This is a genomic window from Glycomyces artemisiae (assembly GCF_003002955.1).
In the GTDB taxonomy this organism is placed as follows: domain Bacteria; phylum Actinomycetota; class Actinomycetes; order Mycobacteriales; family Micromonosporaceae; genus Glycomyces; species Glycomyces artemisiae.
Map to the genome: position 1 here is coordinate 1 of NZ_PVTJ01000003.1, position 17,351 is coordinate 17,351.

At 71.1% G+C, this 17,351-nt stretch carries 18 protein-coding genes; 7 read left to right on the forward strand and 11 right to left on the reverse strand.

Going from position 1 to position 17,351, the window contains the following annotated elements; all coding sequences use genetic code 11:
- Nucleotides 1–195 precede the first annotated feature (195 nt).
- Nucleotides 196–1,389 (forward strand): MFS transporter, encoded by a 1,194-nt coding sequence (locus B0I28_RS08805; protein ID WP_106363458.1) that lies wholly within the window; start codon nt 196–198, stop codon nt 1,387–1,389.
- An 11-nt stretch (nt 1,390–1,400) separates the two neighbouring features.
- Here the strand turns inward: B0I28_RS08805 and B0I28_RS08810 are convergent, their stop codons facing one another.
- From B0I28_RS08810 to B0I28_RS08845, 8 genes are all read right to left on the reverse strand, one after another.
- Complete coding sequence (locus B0I28_RS08810) at nt 1,401–1,871, reverse strand: toxin-antitoxin system YwqK family antitoxin (RefSeq protein ID WP_106363459.1); 471 nt, start codon at nt 1,869–1,871, stop codon at nt 1,401–1,403.
- A 27-nt stretch (nt 1,872–1,898) separates the two neighbouring features.
- Nucleotides 1,899–2,666: a YwqJ-related putative deaminase gene (locus B0I28_RS08815; protein WP_106363460.1), complete on the reverse strand. Its 768-nt coding sequence runs from the start codon at nt 2,664–2,666 to the stop codon at nt 1,899–1,901.
- On the reverse strand, nt 2,659–3,153 hold the full coding sequence (locus B0I28_RS08820; protein ID WP_106363461.1) for a WXG100-like domain-containing protein: 495 nt from the start codon (nt 3,151–3,153) through the stop codon (nt 2,659–2,661). The genes B0I28_RS08815 and B0I28_RS08820 overlap by 8 nt, the downstream gene beginning before the upstream one ends.
- Before the next feature lie 12 nt (nt 3,154–3,165).
- Complete coding sequence (locus B0I28_RS08825; RefSeq protein WP_106363462.1) at nt 3,166–3,510, reverse strand: WXG100 family type VII secretion target; 345 nt, start codon at nt 3,508–3,510, stop codon at nt 3,166–3,168.
- A 105-nt stretch (nt 3,511–3,615) separates the two neighbouring features.
- On the reverse strand, nt 3,616–4,278 hold the full coding sequence (locus B0I28_RS08830; protein ID WP_106363463.1) for a hypothetical protein: 663 nt from the start codon (nt 4,276–4,278) through the stop codon (nt 3,616–3,618).
- Nucleotides 4,275–5,129, reverse strand: a complete 855-nt coding sequence (locus tag B0I28_RS08835; protein ID WP_219926653.1) for a carbohydrate ABC transporter permease — start codon at nt 5,127–5,129, stop codon at nt 4,275–4,277. The genes B0I28_RS08830 and B0I28_RS08835 overlap by 4 nt, the downstream gene beginning before the upstream one ends.
- A complete protein-coding gene (locus tag B0I28_RS08840) occupies nt 5,126–6,070 on the reverse strand; it encodes a carbohydrate ABC transporter permease (protein ID WP_219926654.1) in 945 nt (314 codons plus the stop codon). Before B0I28_RS08840 ends, B0I28_RS08835 begins: the two co-directional genes overlap by 4 nt.
- A complete protein-coding gene (locus tag B0I28_RS08845) occupies nt 6,067–7,437 on the reverse strand; it encodes an ABC transporter substrate-binding protein (protein ID WP_106363464.1) in 1,371 nt (456 codons plus the stop codon). The genes B0I28_RS08840 and B0I28_RS08845 overlap by 4 nt, the downstream gene beginning before the upstream one ends.
- Before the next feature lie 297 nt (nt 7,438–7,734).
- On the opposite strand from B0I28_RS08845, the gene B0I28_RS08850 reads away from it, so the two are divergent.
- The 6 genes from B0I28_RS08850 to B0I28_RS08875 all read left to right on the forward strand — a co-directional run bounded on the left by B0I28_RS08850 (nt 7,735) and on the right by B0I28_RS08875 (nt 14,621).
- Entirely contained in the window at nt 7,735–8,694 is a 960-nt protein-coding gene (locus tag B0I28_RS08850) for a hydroxyacid dehydrogenase (protein ID WP_181245753.1), read from the forward strand.
- A gap of 15 nt (nt 8,695–8,709) precedes the next feature.
- Nucleotides 8,710–9,762, forward strand: a complete 1,053-nt coding sequence (locus B0I28_RS08855; protein ID WP_106363466.1) for a LacI family DNA-binding transcriptional regulator — start codon at nt 8,710–8,712, stop codon at nt 9,760–9,762.
- Between the two features lie 122 nt (nt 9,763–9,884).
- Entirely contained in the window at nt 9,885–11,510 is a 1,626-nt protein-coding gene (locus B0I28_RS08860) for an SLC13 family permease (RefSeq protein WP_106363467.1), read from the forward strand.
- Between the two features lie 119 nt (nt 11,511–11,629).
- The gene (locus tag B0I28_RS08865) at nt 11,630–12,514 is read left to right on the forward strand and encodes a LysR family transcriptional regulator (RefSeq protein ID WP_106363468.1); all 885 of its coding nucleotides are present in this window, start codon (nt 11,630–11,632) and stop codon (nt 12,512–12,514) included.
- A gap of 97 nt (nt 12,515–12,611) precedes the next feature.
- A complete protein-coding gene (locus B0I28_RS08870; protein WP_106363469.1) occupies nt 12,612–13,676 on the forward strand; it encodes a tartrate dehydrogenase in 1,065 nt (354 codons plus the stop codon).
- Between the two features lie 27 nt (nt 13,677–13,703).
- A complete protein-coding gene (locus B0I28_RS08875) occupies nt 13,704–14,621 on the forward strand; it encodes an ROK family protein (protein WP_106363470.1) in 918 nt (305 codons plus the stop codon).
- Here the strand turns inward: B0I28_RS08875 and B0I28_RS08880 are convergent.
- The 3 genes from B0I28_RS08880 to B0I28_RS08890 form a co-directional block, all read right to left on the reverse strand.
- Nucleotides 14,618–15,115, reverse strand: coding sequence for an anthrone oxygenase family protein (locus tag B0I28_RS08880; protein WP_106363471.1), 498 nt, complete (start codon nt 15,113–15,115; stop codon nt 14,618–14,620). The genes B0I28_RS08875 and B0I28_RS08880 overlap by 4 nt on opposite strands.
- An 11-nt stretch (nt 15,116–15,126) precedes the next feature.
- The gene (locus tag B0I28_RS08885) at nt 15,127–16,491 is read right to left on the reverse strand and encodes a hypothetical protein (RefSeq protein ID WP_106363472.1); all 1,365 of its coding nucleotides are present in this window, start codon (nt 16,489–16,491) and stop codon (nt 15,127–15,129) included.
- A 205-nt stretch (nt 16,492–16,696) separates the two neighbouring features.
- The gene (locus tag B0I28_RS08890; RefSeq protein ID WP_106363473.1) at nt 16,697–17,281 is read right to left on the reverse strand and encodes a TetR/AcrR family transcriptional regulator; all 585 of its coding nucleotides are present in this window, start codon (nt 17,279–17,281) and stop codon (nt 16,697–16,699) included.
- Between the last annotated feature and the right edge of the window lie 70 nt (nt 17,282–17,351).

The window sequence follows — 17,351 nt, forward strand, 5'->3', positions numbered from 1 at the left end:
CTCGACAAGGTTCGACAAACTCGCCGTCCGATACCAGGCCACCATCCAAGTCGCGATCATCCTCGACTGGAAACCGACTTCGTAAACACGACCTAGTGGACGCGGGCCTCGGCGGAAGTCGGGGCCCGCACCCGTATGACCCCGGCCACGCCGCCTTGACCCTGACATAGGTGTCAAGGTTGGAGGCTTCCGGTCATGACCGCAACCCGAGTCGACACTCCGCCCGTCCGGCAGACCCTCCCGGTCGTGCCGCTCCTGGCCCTCGCCACCGCCGCGTTCATGGCGATCGTCACCGAAGCGCTCCCGGCCGGCGTCCTCCCCGAGATGGCCGCGGACCTCCGCGTCAGCGAGGCCGCCGCCGGGCAGACCCTCACCGTCTACGCCATCGCCACCGGCGTCTCGGCGATCCCGGTCATGGCCGCCACCGCCGCCTGGCACCGGCGCCGCCTGCTCCTGGCCGCGGCCCTGACGTTCGCCGTCGCGAACCTCGTCACCGCCGTCTCCGACTCGTACGCGCTCACCATGGCCTTGCGCCTCGCCGCGGGCGTCGCCGCCGCGGTCGTGTGGGCCGAGCTCGTCGCCTACGCCCGCAGGCTCGCCCCGCCGCACCTCCAGGGCCGCGCCATCGCCTTCACCATGGCGGGCGTGCCGCTCGCGCTCTCCCTCGGCATCCCCTTGGGCACCTTCATGGGCGACCTCCTCGGCTGGCGCCTCACGTTCGGGCTCGTCGCCGCCGTCTCCGCGCTCCTGGCGATCTGGATCCGCGCCTCCGTCCCCGAGTTCCCGGGCCGGAAGGCCGGGAAGCGCGAGCCGATCCTCGCCGCGCTCAGGCTCCCCGGGGTCGTCCCGGTCCTGTTCACCGTCGCGGCCTACGTCCTCGCGCACAACATCCTGTACACCTACATCGCGACGTTCCTGGACGCCAACGGCATGAACGCGCGGCGCGAGACCGTGCTGTTCGTCTTCGGCGTCGCCTCGGCGGTGAGCATCGTCGTCACCGGGACGCTCGTGGACCGGCACCTGCGGGTCCTCACGATCGCTAGCGCGGGGCTGTTCCTCGTCGCGGGGGCGGCGCTCACGGCCTGGGCCGATCAGCCCGCGCCGCTGTTCGCCGCGGTCGTCCTGTGGGGGCTGGGCTGGGGCGGCGTGCCGACGCTCCTCCAGACCGCCGTCAACGACGCGGGCGGCGACAGGGGCCAGGCGCTCCTGGTGACGACCTGGAACTCCTCGATGGCCGCGGGCGGGGCCGTCGGCGGCCTCATGCTCGGCCTCCTCGGGCCCGGCTCGTTCCCGTGGGGCGTCCTGGTCCTCATGGCCCCGGTCGCGGCGGTCGTCATCGGCGCCCGCGCCCACGGGTTCCCCTCGAAGCGGCCCGGAGCGGGCGCGTGAGGGGCTCGGGGTCAGTGCCGGTTCAGGTCCGCGGCGTACTCGGGGCCGAGGAGCGGCGGCAGCGGGACGTCGGCGCGCATCATCTCCAGCGACCTCACGACTCCCGGGGTGAGCTCGGTGCGATCGGTGGACAGGACGGTGCGCCCGTCGACGTCGAACCGGACGGTCCAGATCGCGACCCCGTACTCGTACCCGGTGGCGTTCGCCAGGGTGCCGTCGGGCCTGAACCGCCGGGTGATGCCGTGCAGGGTGTTGCGCTGGTACCACTCCTCGAAGACCAGGTCTCCGTCGGGAGAGAGCTCGCCGCTGGGGCCTTCGAGCACGCCGTCGCGGAAGCCCTGGAACTCGTAGTTGCCGCTCGGGACCGTCTCGCCGAGGAATCCGGTGAACCGCTCGGAGCCGTGCCAGTACACCTGGTCGAGGTCGAGGCGGAGCGACTGCTCCGGCACGGTCGCCCCGACGGGGTCGTAATGCGGTCTCACCAGTCCCACCTTAGCGTCGTCATCACTCTAGAGGCCCGTCTTGCCGGTGCGGTGCTTCTTGTTGCCCTGCTCGTCCTTGTCCCAGCCGGCGTCGGCGCCGTCGACGCCGTCGATCATCTGCGTGCACTGGGGGCAGCACGGCATGAAGTCCTTGTTGGAGGGGTTGGCATTGTCGACCATGAAGTCGTCGAGCTTCGGCTTGTCGCGCCGCTCCCCTTTGGCGTAGTCCGTCTCGGCGTCCAGGAGGGCTTCGTTGGTGGCCCGGGTCTCGGAGTGCGTGCCCGGCTCGCCGTGGTCCTTCTGGTTGGGCTCGTACTGCTTCCAGGTCCCGCCGTCGCCCTTCTTGTACTCGTCGTACCGGTCCTTCAGGATCGGGTGGAGCCCGTCGGGGTCCTCAAGGACCTTCCCCTTGGTGTTGTGGTTGTAATAGACCCGGCCCGACTCGCGGTCCCAGACCGCGCTCATGCACGGGCGGCGCTGGGCGCCGGACCAGAACGTCGTCGGGTCGCGCCCGTCCGACACCTCGTCGATCTTGTCGTGCAGCGCCTCGCGCAGTCGCTGGCGGTCGAGATCCTTGTCGCCGCTCGGCGTCATGTGGTTCGGGCCGCGCTTCAGGGGCGGGTCCAGGTTCGGGAACGTCTCGGGCCCCTTGGACTTCTTGCCGCCGCCCTGGGCCTGGCGGACCTTCTTCTGCGCTTCTTTGAACGACTTGGGGTCGTTGAGGAGCTTGGTGAGGATGCCCGCGCCGCCGTCGCGGTCGCTGTTCTTCCTGCCTCCGACGACGCTCCTACCCATTGAGGACCCTCCCGATGGCCATGTCGAGCAGCTGCTCGATGATGATCCCGGCGATCTCCTTGAAGATGGGGATCTGCGCGAGGGAGGCGCCGAAGGTGACCGGCGCGGTGGCGATGGCCCAGGCGATCTGGACGGCGAGGATCGCGAGCTGCACGATGATCTGGATCTTCAGGGCGAGCACGATCCCGGCCATCACGGTCAGGGCGATGTTGACCTTGTTCGCCGGGTCCCCGGCGTCGGCGAGGTTGGATGCGGAGGACTCCTCGCCCTCCCACTCGGTCTGGAACGCGTCGATGTGGGCGCCGGTGTTGTTCTCGACGACGGTGCGGGCGGCGACCTGGAGCGACTCGATCTTGGCGTCGAGCTGGTCGGCCATGGCGGTCCACTCGCCGCCGAGCTTGAACATCGACTCCTCGTCGGACTCGGGCCATTCGTATCCGAGGACGCCGAGGAGCGTGATCAGCTCCGAGGGCAGTTGCATTCCCATGCGAGCGGGCTCCTAAGCGGACTGGGCCGGGCCGGACTGGAGGTCGCCCTGGAGCTTGGAGAAGACCGCGGCGATCTCGTCGTCGGAGACCTCGTGGTCGTCGGCCATGTCCCGCAGGGCCTGCGAGATGGTGGTCAGGTCCTCGATGTTGGTGGTGAAGCACCCGTCGGCGGCGTCCATGAGCACCTGGTGGCCGATACCGCCCGCGGTGCCGATGATGTCGCCGCCGAACGCGTCGGCGTACTGCTCGACGGAGGCGGTGAACTGGTCGTAGAGCGCCTGCACTTCTTCGATGCCCGCGTCGAGCTGGTCAGCCGCTTGGCGAATGGTCTCCGGGGAGACGTTAAAGCCGCCCATGGTCACCGACCTCCGTGTAGCAATCCGGTCTTCTCAGAACAAACCTTACGGCTGTCCGAACCGCCACCCTACCGGAGGTGTCCTCATGTGACCGCGCGCCCCGGCTCAGGCCGCCTGTCGGTCGAAGCCGGTGGCGGCGTTGACGATCAGGATCGCCCAGGCCGCGGCCGCGGGCGTGAAGAGCGCGAGGTTGGGGCCGATCACCGGGATGAGCGCGGCGGCGTACGCGAGGGCCGCGACCGCGAGCCACGCGGCCGGGGCCTGGGGGCGGCGGGCCGCCGCGCGCAGGGCCGCGGTGAGGACCGCCAGCGCGGGGCCCTCGGCTCCGGCGAGGGAGGCGCTCGCGGTGGCGATGAGCGCGGCGAGGATGAGCGCGGCGGCGGCGCAGACCGCGGCGAACGCGGCGTCGCCGGAGCCGTAGAGGACGGCGTTGTAGGCGAGGAGGAGGCCGAGGACGGCCGCGCCGGTCCAGATGCGCCACAGGCGGTTCCAGCCCCGGGCCCAGGCGGTCCAGAACGTGCGGAAGGGCGCGCCCGGGTAGCCGTGGGCGGCGAAGTCGCGCATGCACTTCAGGGCCGCGTACAGGCCGGGCCCGGCGGGGAGCGCGGCGGCGGCCCCGGCCCACAGCCCGAGGTGGGTGAGGCCGAGCTGCCCGGCGAACGCGAACGGGATCGCCGTCGCCAAGAGCTGCACGGAGGTCGCGAACCACCAGAACACGGCGAGGAGCGTGCGCGAGAGCCGCGAGTCGTAGGCGAGCCAGGAGGTCATCCCTTCACCGCCCCGATGGACATGCCCTTGATGAAGTACCGCTGGAACGCCGCGAAGAGGATCACCGAGGGGACGATCGCGAGGATCGCGCCGGTGTAGATGAGCTCCCACTGGGAGGTGAGGAGCCCGACCATGCGGCTGAGGGCGACGTTGATGGTGCCCGCCGAGGACGAGTCGAGGAACACCAGGGGGATGAAGAAGTCGTTCCACAGCGACAGGGCCTGGATGATGACGAACGCCGAGGTGACGGGCAGGAGCATCGGGAAGACGATGGACCAGAACGTGCGGAGCCTCCCCGCGCCGTCCACTTCGGCGGCCTCTTCGACCTCGCGCGGCACGCCCTTGATGAAGGAGCAGTACAGGAGGATGCCGAACGAGGCGGCGCCGCCGAGGTGCACGAGGATGACGCTGGTGAGCGTCGAGTACAGGCCGATCTGGTTCATGGAGGAGACGAGCGGGATCATGCGGACCTGGAAGGGGATCATGAGCCCGGCGATGAACAGCAGGTAGATCCAGCGCGAGGAGCGCCCGCCGATCCGCTCGATGCCCCACGCGGCCATGGGGACGATCGCGATGAGGAGCACGAGGGTGCCGACGGTGATGACGAGCGTGTTGACGAGCGCCTCGCCGTAGTCGGTGGTCTGGAACAGCCGCGCGTAGTTCTCGAAGCTCAGGCCGGTCGGCAGGCCCATGGGGTCCTTGGTGATCTCGGCGTAGCTGCGGAAGGAGTTGAGCAGCGCGTACAGGACCGGGAAGGACACGGCGAGGACGAGGACCGACAGGACCGCCATGACGACGACCTCTCCGGGGGTGAGCCGCCGCTTCTCCTTGCGGCGCTTGGACTCGCTCATGCCTGGACCTCCCTGCTGCGCATGTACCGGTTGGCGAGCACCGTGGTCGCCATGACGACGATGAACAGGACGATGGCGGCGGCCGAGCCGTACCCGGCGCGGTACTCGCCGAAGCCGACCTTGTAGATGAAGAACGCCATGGTCTCGGAGACGAACCCGGGTCCGCCCGCGGTGAGGACCATGACCTGGTCGAAGATCGTCCACCCGGCGATCATCATGAGGGTCATGTTGACGGTGACGGCCCCGGCGAGCATCGGCCAGGTGACGTACCGGAAGACCTGCCCGCGGGAGGCGCCGTCGATCTTCGCGGCCTCCACGAGGTCCTGCGGCACGGACTGGAGGTTCGCCAGGTAGATGAGGGCGGTGTTGCCGCCGAGCGTGAAGCAGATGATGAACAGCAGGACCCCGACGACGATCTCGTTGTCGCCCAGCCAGTCCATGGCGGCGTCGTCGAAGCCGAGGTCGCGCAGGATCGTGTTCACGGCCCCGAAGTTGAAGTTGAGCATGTACTTCCAGATCGTCGCGGCGATGAAGCCCGAGACGAGCGCCGGGAGGTACACGATGGTGCGGAAGAAGCCCTGCGCGTGGTGGAGCTTGTCGAGCAGGAGCGCGACGCCGAGGGCGATCGCGTTGACGATCACCGCGGAGCCGAGGCCGAGGATCAGGGTGTTCCTGGTGGCGTTCCAGAACCGGTCGCTGGTGAGGATGTCCCGGTAGTTCGCCAGGCCCACGTAGTCGTAGGCCGGGTTGATGCCGTCCCAGTTGGTGAGGCTGAGCTGGATCGACTGGACCGACGGCGCGATCACCATGAGCACGTAGACGATCAGCGCGGGCGCGATGAACAGGAGCATCACGGCCCGGTGGCGCGTGAAGCGCCGGGCGCGGGCGGGCGCCCGGCCGCCGGAGACGGCGGCCGGGCGTTCGGCGAGCTGCGCGGTCACTCGTGCTCCGCCTGGTTGTCGAACTCCTCCTGGGACTTGGCGATGCACTCGTCGATGGTGGTCTGGCCGTCCTGCATCTCGATGCGCGCCTGCCGGAAGAACGTGTGGAAGGTGCTGAACCCGGCCCACGCGGTCGGGTTCTGGAAGAAGTTGAGATTAGGGTTCTCCAGCAGCGCGAAGTAGTCGCCCGCGCCGGGGATGGTGGAGTTGCGCGCGATCTCGTCGGAGGCCTTGACGTTCGGGGCGATCATCCCGGTCTCCTCCATGAGGTTGCAGGCGTCGACCGAGTAGTAGAACTCCAGGAACTCCACGGCCGCGTCATATTCTTTGCCGCCGTTCTCCTTCGCCTGCGAGGAGATCGCGAACCCGGAGGCGGAGTCGCCGTTGACGTCGTCCTTGAGGACGTTGAGCTTCCCGTCGTCGGCGGGCACGTAGAAGATTCCGGCGTTGAAGTCGGGGTCGACCTTGTTGACGTCGTTGAGGCGACCGATCCCGGCCGAGGAGGTGGACATGACGGCCTGGCGGTTGACCAGGAGCGTCGTGGTCTGGGCGTCCTGCGTGGACTGCCAGCCTTCGAGGACGTACGTGTCGGTGATGTCCTTGAGCCGCTGGAGGGGCTCGCGCAGGTCCTCGATCGAGGCGTCCCCGGCGCGCACGGCGTTCCAGAAGCCCCCGGCCTCGGAGTACTGGGCGAACGTGGGGGCGGCGAGGGGCTTCCACAGCTGGTCGGAGGGCCAGATCTCGCCCGCGGCGGTCGCCAGGGGCGCGTCGCCGTTGGCCTGGATCGCGTCGAGGAGGGCGATGAACTCGGCGTACGTGGTCGGGACGGCGAGGCCGTGCTCCTCGAAGTAGTCCTTGTCGTAGACCATGTTGAAGCCGAGCTCGCCGTTGAGGGCGGTGGTGGGGACGATGTACACGTCGCCGTCCTCGGCGGGGGCGTAGACCTCGTCGTTGAGCAGGCTGGAGACGCTCTCGGGGATGGGGGCGAGCTTCCCGGCCTCCAGGTAGGTGAGGGTGTCGCGCATGTCGACGAGCGCGGGCCAGTTCCCGGTGGCGTCCATGGTCTTCATGGCCGTCGGGTAGTCGGTGCCCGCGGGGAGCGGGTCGAGTTCGACGACCGCGCTGGCGCTCTTGGCGTTGAACGCGTCGGCGACGGCCTTCGCCACGGAGTTCCAGGTCTCGTCGCCCGTGGCGTACAGGAACCGGATCGCGGTCTTGCCGCCGGTCGTGCCGCCCGCGGTCCCGCAACCGGCGAGCGCGAGGGGGACGGCGGCCGCGATCGAGAGACCCCCGGCGGACTGCATGAGCGAACGGCGTGAGAGTCCGCGCGCCGGCTTGGCCGACGAACGCGCCCTTGCGTTTCGCATGTCTTCTCCTTCAAGCGGTGAGAGGCTGTCGGGCATCGCATAGATACCGCTATCTGCGATGCTAGGAGCAAGCGCTCGCGAACACAAGCCGACGTTGCCGAATCGTTACCGGAATCGGTCGGTCAGGTTGCCCCAGCCGGAGAATTAGCAGGTCAGACACAGAGCATCGCGGCCGAGCGGAGGCTCGGGAGCGAGGCTCGACAAGTCGGCGTTCGACTTCTATGGTAGAAACCGATAACTGTTCTTCACTATTGAAGGAGCCCTCCGGTGGCCGATCGCCTGCCCGCGCTGTTCGCCATGGACCCCGTCCACCTGCCGCGGCTGTTCCCCGAGCCGCTCATGCGGCGGCTGCGCGCGGTGCTCGACATCGACCCGGCGCTGGTGGCCGAGCGGTACGAGGGCTTCGCGCCGCTCGCGGACGCCGAGGTCGTCGTCTCCGGCTGGGGCGCACCGCGACTCGACGCCGCCGCGCTGGAGCGGGCGCCGCGGCTGCACACCGTGCTCCACGCCGCCGGGTCGGTGAAACCGCTCGTGGCCGACGCCGGATGGGAGCGCCTGGCGGTCTCCTCCGCGGCGGACGCGAACGCGCTGCCGGTGGCGGAGTACACGCTCGCGGCGATCCTCCTGGCGGGCAAGGGGGTCTTCGCGCTGCGGGAGGCGTTCCGCGCCGACCGGTCGTTCGCCTTGGGCTACATCCACCCCGAGGTCGGGAACTTCGGCCGGACCGTGGGGATCGTGGGCGCGTCGCGGATCGGGCGGCGGGTCCTGGAGCTGCTGCGGCCCTTCGACTTCCGCATTCTCCTGGCCGACCCGTACGTGGAGGACGCCGGAGTCCTCGGCGCCGAGCTGGTGGACCTGGACCTCCTCGTGGCCGAGGCGGACATCGTGAGCCTGCACGCGCCCGACCTCGCCGAGACCGCCGGACTGCTGGGGGCCGAGCGGTTCGCGGCCATGAAGGACGGCGCGGTCGTCATCAACACCGCGCGCGGGCGGCTCGTGGACACCGACGCGCTCATCGCGGAGCTGGCGACGGGCCGGATCTCCGCGGTCCTCGACGTCACGCACCCCGAGCCGCTCCCCGCGGACTCGCCGCTATTCTCGCTGCCCAACGTGTTCCTGACCCCGCACGTCGCCGGGTCGCAGGGCAACGAGCTGGCGCGCATGGGACTGTACATCGTGGAGGAGGCCGAGCGGCTGGCCGCGGGCCGCCCGCTCGCGCACCTCGTCGACGGCGACCTGCGCTGGCGCCAGGCGTAGAGACGGAGGCCTTCAGTGCCCAGACGGAGCGAGCCGGGCAAGCGCCCCACGCTGGCCGACGTTGCCGAGCGCGCGGGCGTGTCGGCCATGACCGTCTCCCGGGTCATCGCCGGGAACTACCCGGTCGCCCCGCCGACCCGCTCAAAAGTGCTGCGCGCCATGCGCGACCTCGACTACGTCGTCAACGCGCACGCCCGCGCGCTCGCGGGCGCGACCACGAAGACCGTCGCGCTGGTCCTGGACGACGCGACGGGCCCGTTCTTCGCGTTCATCGCCCGCGGCGTGGAGCAGCAGGCCGCCTCCGAAGGGCGCCTGTGCCTCCTGTGCACCACGCACGGCGACCCGGAGCGGGAGCTGGCGGTCGTGGAGCTGCTGCGCGAGCAGCGCGCCGAGGCGGTGATCCTCGTCGGCGGCGCCCAGGACACCGACACGTACACCGAGCGGATGGCGTCCTTCGCGCGCGCCCTGGACAAGTCGGGGTCGCGCCTGGTCCTGTGCGGCCGCCCCTCCCCCGGGCCCGACGTGCCCGCCACGGTGGTGGAGTACGACAACGAGGGCGGGGCGTACGCGATGACCGCGTACCTGCTCGCCAACGGGCACCGCAGGATCGCGTACGTGGGGCGCGAGCCCGGCCTGTCCACCACCGACGAGCGCGTCCGCGGCTACCGGAGGGCGCACGCCGACCACGGTGTGGCCGTTGACGAAGGGCTCATCCGGCCCGGCACGTTCACGCGCGAGAGCGGCGCGGCGGCCACGGAGGCGCTGTGGGACGAGCGCGGCGACGCCACCGCGGTCTTCGCCGCCACCGACATGGTCGCCGCCGGGGTCCTCAAGGCCCTGCGCGGGCGGGGCGTCCGCGTCCCCGAAGACGTCTCGGTGGTCGGCTTCGACGACATCCCCCTGGCCTCCGACCTCACCCCGGCGCTGACCACGGTCCACGTCCCCCACGAGCAGCTGGGGCGCGAGGCCGTGCGCCTCGCGCTCCACAGGGGACCGGACCTCGATGACAGGGTCGTGCTGGGCACGCACATCGTCGTCAGGGACTCCGCCGCGCCGCTGCGGCCCTGACCGGGAGTCCCCGTGGGACCCTGAGCCATAGGCGAAGCCTATATGCCGCAAAGGACACGACTCTTGGACGTATCCCCTCCCGGGTGAGACAGTGGCCACAGTCAATCCCTCAAGGAGGAGGCATGGCTTCAACAGCCGAGCACGGAGCGGCAGCGCCCTCCGAATCCCCTCGCACCGATGTGGACAAGGCCCTGCTGGGCGGGTCCACCTACCGCAGCCTCTCCGAGCTCGGCTCGGGCGCCGAGGAGAAGTTCGAGAAGGGCCGGCGCCTCGTCGGCTGGTTCCTCGCGCCCCTCGTCAGCCTCGTGTTCGGATTCCTGCCGCTCGACATGCCCGGCGACCAGCAGACCCTGGCCGCGGTGCTCCTCGGCGTCGTCGTCCTGTGGATCTGCGAGCCCATCCCGATTCCCGTCGGCGGCCTCATCGGTGTCGCCGCGATCGTGGTCCTCGGCGTCGCCCCCGGCGACGACGTGCTGGCGCCCTTCGGGTCCACCACGATCTTCACGTTCATCGGCGCGTTCATTCTGGCTCAAGCCATGCTCAAGCACGGTGTGGCGCAGCGCGTCGCGTACTTCGTGCTGGGCCTGCCCGGGGTCGGGCGGTCCACGTTCCGCACCATCATCGCCTTCGGCGCCATCACCTGCGTCCTGTCGGCGTTCATCTCCAACACCGCCACCGTCGCGATGCTGATGCCCACGGCCCTGGGCATCCTCGCCGTCATCGCCAAGCTCATGCAGAGCCAGGGCGCCGTGCGGCCCGACTTCGACCCGATGCGCCTGCGCGTGGGCACCGCGCTCATGCTCATGCTCGCCTACGGCGCCAGCGTCGGCGGGCTCATGACGCCCGTCGGCTCGCCGCCGAACCTCATCGGCCGTGGCCTCATCGAGGAGGCCACGGGCGAGCGGATCTCCTTCGGGCAGTGGATGCTCGCCGCGCTCCCGATCTGCCTCATCATGTTCGCGGTCCTCGCGACCGTGCTGCTCCTGGTCAACAAGCCGGAGATCCGCCGCATCGAAGGCGTCGAGGAGTTCATCCGCGAGCGCCGCGCCGAGCAGGGCCCGATGAGCCGCGCCGAGAAGAACACCGTGATCGCCTTCGGCGTCACCGTGGCGCTGTGGCTCGTGCCCGCGGTCGTCGGCCTCGTCTCGGGCACCGACTCCAGCGCGTACGCCACGGTCAGCGACCGGCTCGACGAGGGCGTCGCCGCCGTCATCGGCGCCGCGCTCCTGTTCGTGCTGCCCGTCAACTGGTCGAAGCAGCAGGCGACCCTGACGTGGAAGGACGCCGCCCAGATCGACTGGGGCACGATCCTCCTGTTCGGCACCGGGATCATCTTCGGCGCCATGCTCTCCTCGACCGGCCTGGCCGAGACCATCGGCAACGGCGCCTCCGACGCTCTCGGCATCACCAGCGCGTTCGCGATCACCGCGTTCGCCGTGATCCTCGCGGTGCTCATCTCCGAGACGACGTCGAACACGGCGTCGGCGGCGGTCGTGGTCCCGATCATCATCCCGCTCGCCGCCGCGGCCGGGGTCGATCCGCTGGTGCCCGCTTTGGCGGCGACGTTCGCGGCCTCGCTCGGGTTCATGCTGCCGGTCTCGACGCCGCAGAACGCGATCGTCTACGGCACCGGCTGCGTGCCGATGACGAAGATGATCCGCTCCGGGGTCACGTTCGACCTCATCGGCGCGGTCGTCATCATCGCGCTCATGCCGCTGATGGTCGTGTTCACCGGCATCGGGAGCTGAACGAACTAGCGCAAATCGGGCGCTCGACACTAGACTCCGGGGAACGGCGTCCGGTGTCGGGCGCCCGGAACCCTATATCCTATTTCCTATAGGATCTACGATCCAGTCGCGGAGCCGCATTGGACGCACGCCAGCTCGGGTACTTCCTCGCCGTGGTCGACCACGGCGGGTTCGGGAAGGCCGCGGAGCAGATCCACATCGCGCAGCCGTCCCTGTCGCAGGCCATCGCGAACCTCGAACGGAGCCTGGGCGTCGAGCTGTTTCACCGGGTCGGGCGCGGCGTGGTCCTCTCGGACGCGGGGCGGCGCCTGGTCGAGCCCGCGCGGCAGGTCCTGCGGGACCTGGAGACCGCCCGCGACGCAGCGCTGTCGGTGCGCGAGCTCGAACGCGGCCGCCTCGACATGGTGTCGATGCCCTCCCCCGGGATCGAGCCGCTCACCGCGATGATGACCCGCTTCGTGGAGCGGTACCCGGGCATCGTCGTGAACGTCGAGGGCGCGTTCACCGCCGACGAGGTCGTGGCGCACGTCAGGACCGGCGCGAGCGAGGTCGGCCTGCTCGGGTCGGCCGAGGACCTGCGCACCGCCGAGCTGCGGATGGTGCCGATCGAGAGCCAGCCGCTGGTCCTCATCTCCCCGCCCGGCGCCGACCTGCCTCCGGGCGGGACGGTCGGCCGCGAGGACTTCCGGGGCCTGCGGCTCATCGCCTCCCAGCGCGGGAGCATCATGCGCCGCTTCGTGGACGACCTGCTCGCCGACGTCGACGGCGTGCGCCTGGCCGCGGAGATCGCGCACCGGACCTCGATCCTGCCGCTGGTGCTGGCCGGGTTCGGCCACGCGGTCATGCCCGCGTCGTGGACGCCCCTCGCGGAGCGGACCGGCGCCGCGGTGCGGCGGATCGAGCCCGCCTGGCACCTGCACGTGTCGCTCGTGTGCCGCCCCGAGGGGCTGAGCCCGGCGGCCCGCGCGTTCGTGGCGATGGCCGAGGACTGGCGCGACCGATAGGGCTTCCCGATGGGCGCCATCGCGAACCGGTCTTGGACTCAGGGGCGTGACCGGGTGTTGACTCGATGCGAACCGTCCCAGGCACGAAGGAGCTTCCATGGACCGGCCGCTGCGCATCGCCGCCATCCCCGCCGACGGCATCGGGCGGGAGGTGGTGGCCGCGGGCCGGGCCGTGCTCGACAAGTTGCAGGCCGAGGGGCGGTTCTCCCTACAGTGGGAGGAGTTCCCGTGGGGCTCGGACTACTACGCCGAGCACGGCCGGATGATGCCCGAGGACGGCCTGGAGGTCCTCAGGGGCTTCGACGCGATCTACTTCGGGGCGGTGGGGTGGCCGACGGTCCCCGACCACGTGAGCCTGTGGGGGCTGCGGCTGCGGATCTGCCAGGGCTTCGACCAGTGGGCGAACGTGCGGCCCGTGCACTTCCTGCCGGGCGTGGTGAGCCCCCTGCGCAAGGCCGACGACGCCGAGCTGGACTGGGTGGTGGTGCGGGAGAACTCCGAGGGCGAGTACGCCGGGATCGGGGGCCGGAACCTCGCCTCGCGCGGCGAGGGCGCCGAGGTGGCGATCCAGTCGGCGCTGTTCACCGAGGCCGGGTGCGAGCGGATCATGCGCTTCGCGTTCGACCTGGCGCGCACCAGGTCCCGCCGGAAGGTCTCCAGCGTCACCAAGAGCAACGCGCAGCAGTACGGGATGGTCCTGTGGGACGACGTGTTCCGCCGCGTGGCCGCCGACTACCCCGACGTGGAGACCGAGAGCGTCCTGGTGGACGCGATGGCCGCGAAGTTCGTGCTGCGCCCCGAGGACCTGTCGGTGGTGGTGGCCTCGAACCTGAACGCGGACATCCTCTCCGATCTCGGCTCGGCCCTGGCGGGGAGCCTGGGCCTGGCCGCCAGCGCGAACCTGAACCCCGAGGGGCGGTTCCCGTCGATGTTCGAGCCGGTCCACGGCTCGGCCCCGGACATCGCGGGCCGGGGGGCCGCGAATCCGGTGGGCGCCATCGGGAGCGCCGCGCTGATGCTCGCGCACCTGGGGCTGCCGGAGGAGGCGGCGCGGATCGAGCGGGCGATCGAGGCGGCGTCGGCGGCGGGCGTGCTCACCCGCGACGTCGGCGGGACCGCGTCGACCGACGAGGTGACGGCGGCGATCACCGCGCGTCTGTGAGGCGTGACCGCTCGGTAGGCTCGCGGCATGAACGTGACGATGGCGCTCGACCTGGGCGGCACCAAGGTGGAGGCCGCGCTGGTGCGCGCGGACGGGACCGTGGTCGAGGGGACGCGCTCGCGGGCGGCCACGGGTGCGGCCGCGGCCGCCGACCGGGCCGCCGGGGAGCGGGCGATCGCGCAGGTGGTGCGCCATTGCGCGGCGGCCCCGGAGTGGGCGTCGGTGTCGGGGGCCGGGATCGGTTCGGCCGGGCCGGTGGACCTCGGCGCGGGCACGATCGGGCCGATCAACCTGCCGGCGATGCAGGGCTTCGGGATCACCGGGTTCGTGCGGGAGGTCAGCGGCCTGGAGGAGGTGTCGCTGCGGCTCGACGGCACGTGCATCGCGCTCGCGGAGTCGTGGCTCGGCGCGGCGCGCGGGGTCCGGAACGCGCTGGTCATGGTGGTGTCGACGGGCGTGGGCGGGGGCCTGGTCAGCGACGGGCGGATCGTCTCGGGCGGCGGCGGGAACGCGGGCCATCTCGGGCAGGTCGTGGTCGACCGGATCGCCTCGTCGGCGCACGACGCGACGGTGGAGGGGATCGCGTCGGGGCCGAGCACGGTGCGGTGGGCGCAGGGCGAGGGCTGGGACGGGGCGAGCGGTGAGGACTTGGCGCGCGACTACGCCGCGGGCGTCGAGGTGGCGGTCGCGGCGGTGCGCCGGTCGGCGCGGGCGGTGGGGCTGGGCTTGGTGAACGCCGCGACGCTGCTGGATCTGGAGGTCGCGGTGATCGGCGGCGGGTTCTCGTTCGTGGCCGACGACTATCCGGACCTGGTGGCCGCGGCGGTCCGCGAGCACGCCGTCAACGCCTACGCGGCGGACCTGAAGGTGGTGCGCGCCGAGCTCGGCGGGGACGCGCCGCTGATCGGCGCGGCGGCCCTGGTCCACCGCGCCGATCTGCTCTAGGCGTTCAGCCCGGTCGTGTAGAGCGCCCACGCGAGGGCCGCGAGGCCGAGGAGGGACGCGATGCCGCGCACGTGGTTCCACTTGATCCACGGCTCCTCGACGTCGCCGCGGAGCGCGGCGGGGTCCTCGATGGCGGCGGGGTCGCCTGCGGCTTCGAGGCGGTCGTTGAGGGGGACGTTCTTCGCCATGGTCCCGATGAACATGACGAGGTTGCACACGAGTCCGGCGATCGTCCACGGCAGTGCCGACTTGTCGTCGAGGAAGCAGCCGAGGATCACGGCGGCGAGGGCGAAGACGACCGAGCCGAGGAACGCGGTCATGAAGCGGCCGTTGATGATGACCCGGTTGATGTGCTGGAGTGCGGCGATCCACGCGCGGTCGTCGAGGATCTTCAGGCCGGGCATCACCGAGTACGAGTAGCCGGTGAACAGCCCGGCCATGAGCCCCGCGCTGAGCAGCGCGGCGATCAGGGCGATGAGGTGCAGCGGTGCCATGAGGGGCCTTTCTAGCCGAGGGGCATCACCCGGGCGATGCGGATCGCGCCGTCGTCGGCCGCCGGGTAGGCGGCGCTGCCGTCAGGATATGCCTTGAACGCCTGGTAGTCGTGGTCCGGGACGTCGATGTCGAACGGGTCCCCGATGGGCGAGCCGGACCCGGCGTCGCGGACCTGCGCGGTCATGCCGTCCCCGGTCTCCCAGGCCAGGAGCAGGTCGTCGCCGTACGCCACGAGGTGCGGGTGGCTCGTGTCGGCGCCGGTGTCCACGGTGGCGTCGGAGGGCCCGTCGGTGAAGTGCTCCAGGCGGGCCCGTCCCCCTTGGCTCCAGGCGGTCCAGTAGCCGTCGCCGACGGCGACGAGGTCGCCGCCGAACAGGCTCCCGTCGCATTCGCCGGGGGCGACGGTGGTGTACGCGGGGATCGCGATGCGGCACTGGTTGTCGGTGGCGCAGACCATGCCGAACTCGTCGCGGTCGGCGTTCCAGGCGATGCGCGCGGTCCAGGAGTGGCTGCACCCCACGGCGAACGCGTCGGGGTGGTCGGCGAGGCCGCCGCCGGAGTCGACGACCTGCATGCGGTCGCCTTCGTGGATGTCGACGCAGTCGCCGTTGGCGACGGTGATGGCGACGCCGAAGTACGCGGCGGTGTTGGCGCCGTCGGAGGCGAGGCGGCCGTGGTGCTGGTACCACCACACGAAGCGGGCGCCGTCGTCGTAGCCGGAGCGCCCGTCACCGAGGTTGGTCACCTGGCGCTCCCACACCTGTGATCCCGCGTTGTCGAAGCGCACCATGTGCATCGTGCGGCAGGGGCTGGACTCGCCACCGCACAGGGGCCCGTCGCCGCAGTCCCCTTCGCGGGTGACGAGGACGGTGACGCCGTCGGCGTCGGCGATGACGTCTTGGAGGTCGATCCCTTCGAGGTCGAGGGGATCGCCGTCGATCGCGTCGCCGCAGTCGAGGCGGGCGAGGTGGATGCGGTCGTCGGTGCCGTCCCAGGCGAGCCAGGACCGGCCGTCGGGGGTGGCGGCGATGGCCGCGGGGAGCGGGTCGGTGTCGCCTTCTCCCCCGGCGCCGATCACATTCGCGTCCACTGTGGTCACCGTGACCTCGGGGCCCGCCGCGGGGGCGCGGTCGCACATGCCGTCGCCCTCGGAGGCGGCGGAGGTCGCGGCCTCGGTCGGCGAGGGCGACGGGGTCGGGGAGGCGACCGTTTCGGCTGCGGCCGTTGGGGAGCCCGCGGTGGGCTCGGCGCCGTCGGCGCTGTCGCCGCCGCCGGAGCCGCCTCCGGTCATGGCGACTGCGGCGCCGATCGTGGTGGCCGCGATCAGGCCGATCGCGGTGCCGCCCACGATGAAGACGCGACGCCAGTTCGTCATCGGGGGCATCCGGTGCGCATGGATGCTCGTTCGGGGTGAAGGTCTACTCATTGCCGGTTTCGTCCTTCAGACGGCCGCCACCGCGCACGCGCGGGCGGCGGCAAAGGGTCGTGGGAACCGACCCTACTGACCCTGGTGAGCGGTCAACGCCCAGGTCGGCGAGTTGCACCGATATGGACGGACCGGTCACCGTCCGCGACGGACGTCAGTGCGCGACGGCGGCCGCGACGAGCGCTTCGAGGCGGCGCGCGACCCGGTCGAGCGGCTCGGCGGTCTGCTTGGCGCGGCACATCGCCACGGTCCCCTCGACGGCGGCGACGGCGAGCGTGGCGAGGTCGCGGGCCTCCTCGGGGTCGGCGCCGTGCGCTTCGAGGGACTCGGCGAACAGCCGCTCCCAGCGGTCGAAGGCCGCGGCGGCGGCGCGCAGCGCGGGCGGGAACTCGTCCTCCGGGGGCTCCTCGACGGCGACGGCGAGCACCGGGCAGCCGGTGCGGAACCCGCTGCCGACCACGATGTCCCGCCAGCGCTTGAGGTAGGCGGCGAGGCCCGCGGCGGGCCCGGCGTCCATGGCCGCGCGCATGTGCCGCTCGACGGAGGCCGCGGCGTACTGGACGGCCTCGGTCGCCAACTGGGCCTTGCCTTCAGGGAAGTAGTGGTACGTGGAGCCGAGGGGCGCGTTGGCGTGCCGGGCGGTCTCGCGGATGCTGGCGGCGCTGAGGCCGCGGCGGGCGATGAGGTCGGCGGCCCCGGCGACGATGCGCTCGCGGGAGGGCGGGTCGGCGCGCGTCACGGTCGGACTCCGTTCACGGTCTCGTGGTAGCCTGGCCTCCGATTATAACGGTCGTCATATACAGGAGGAG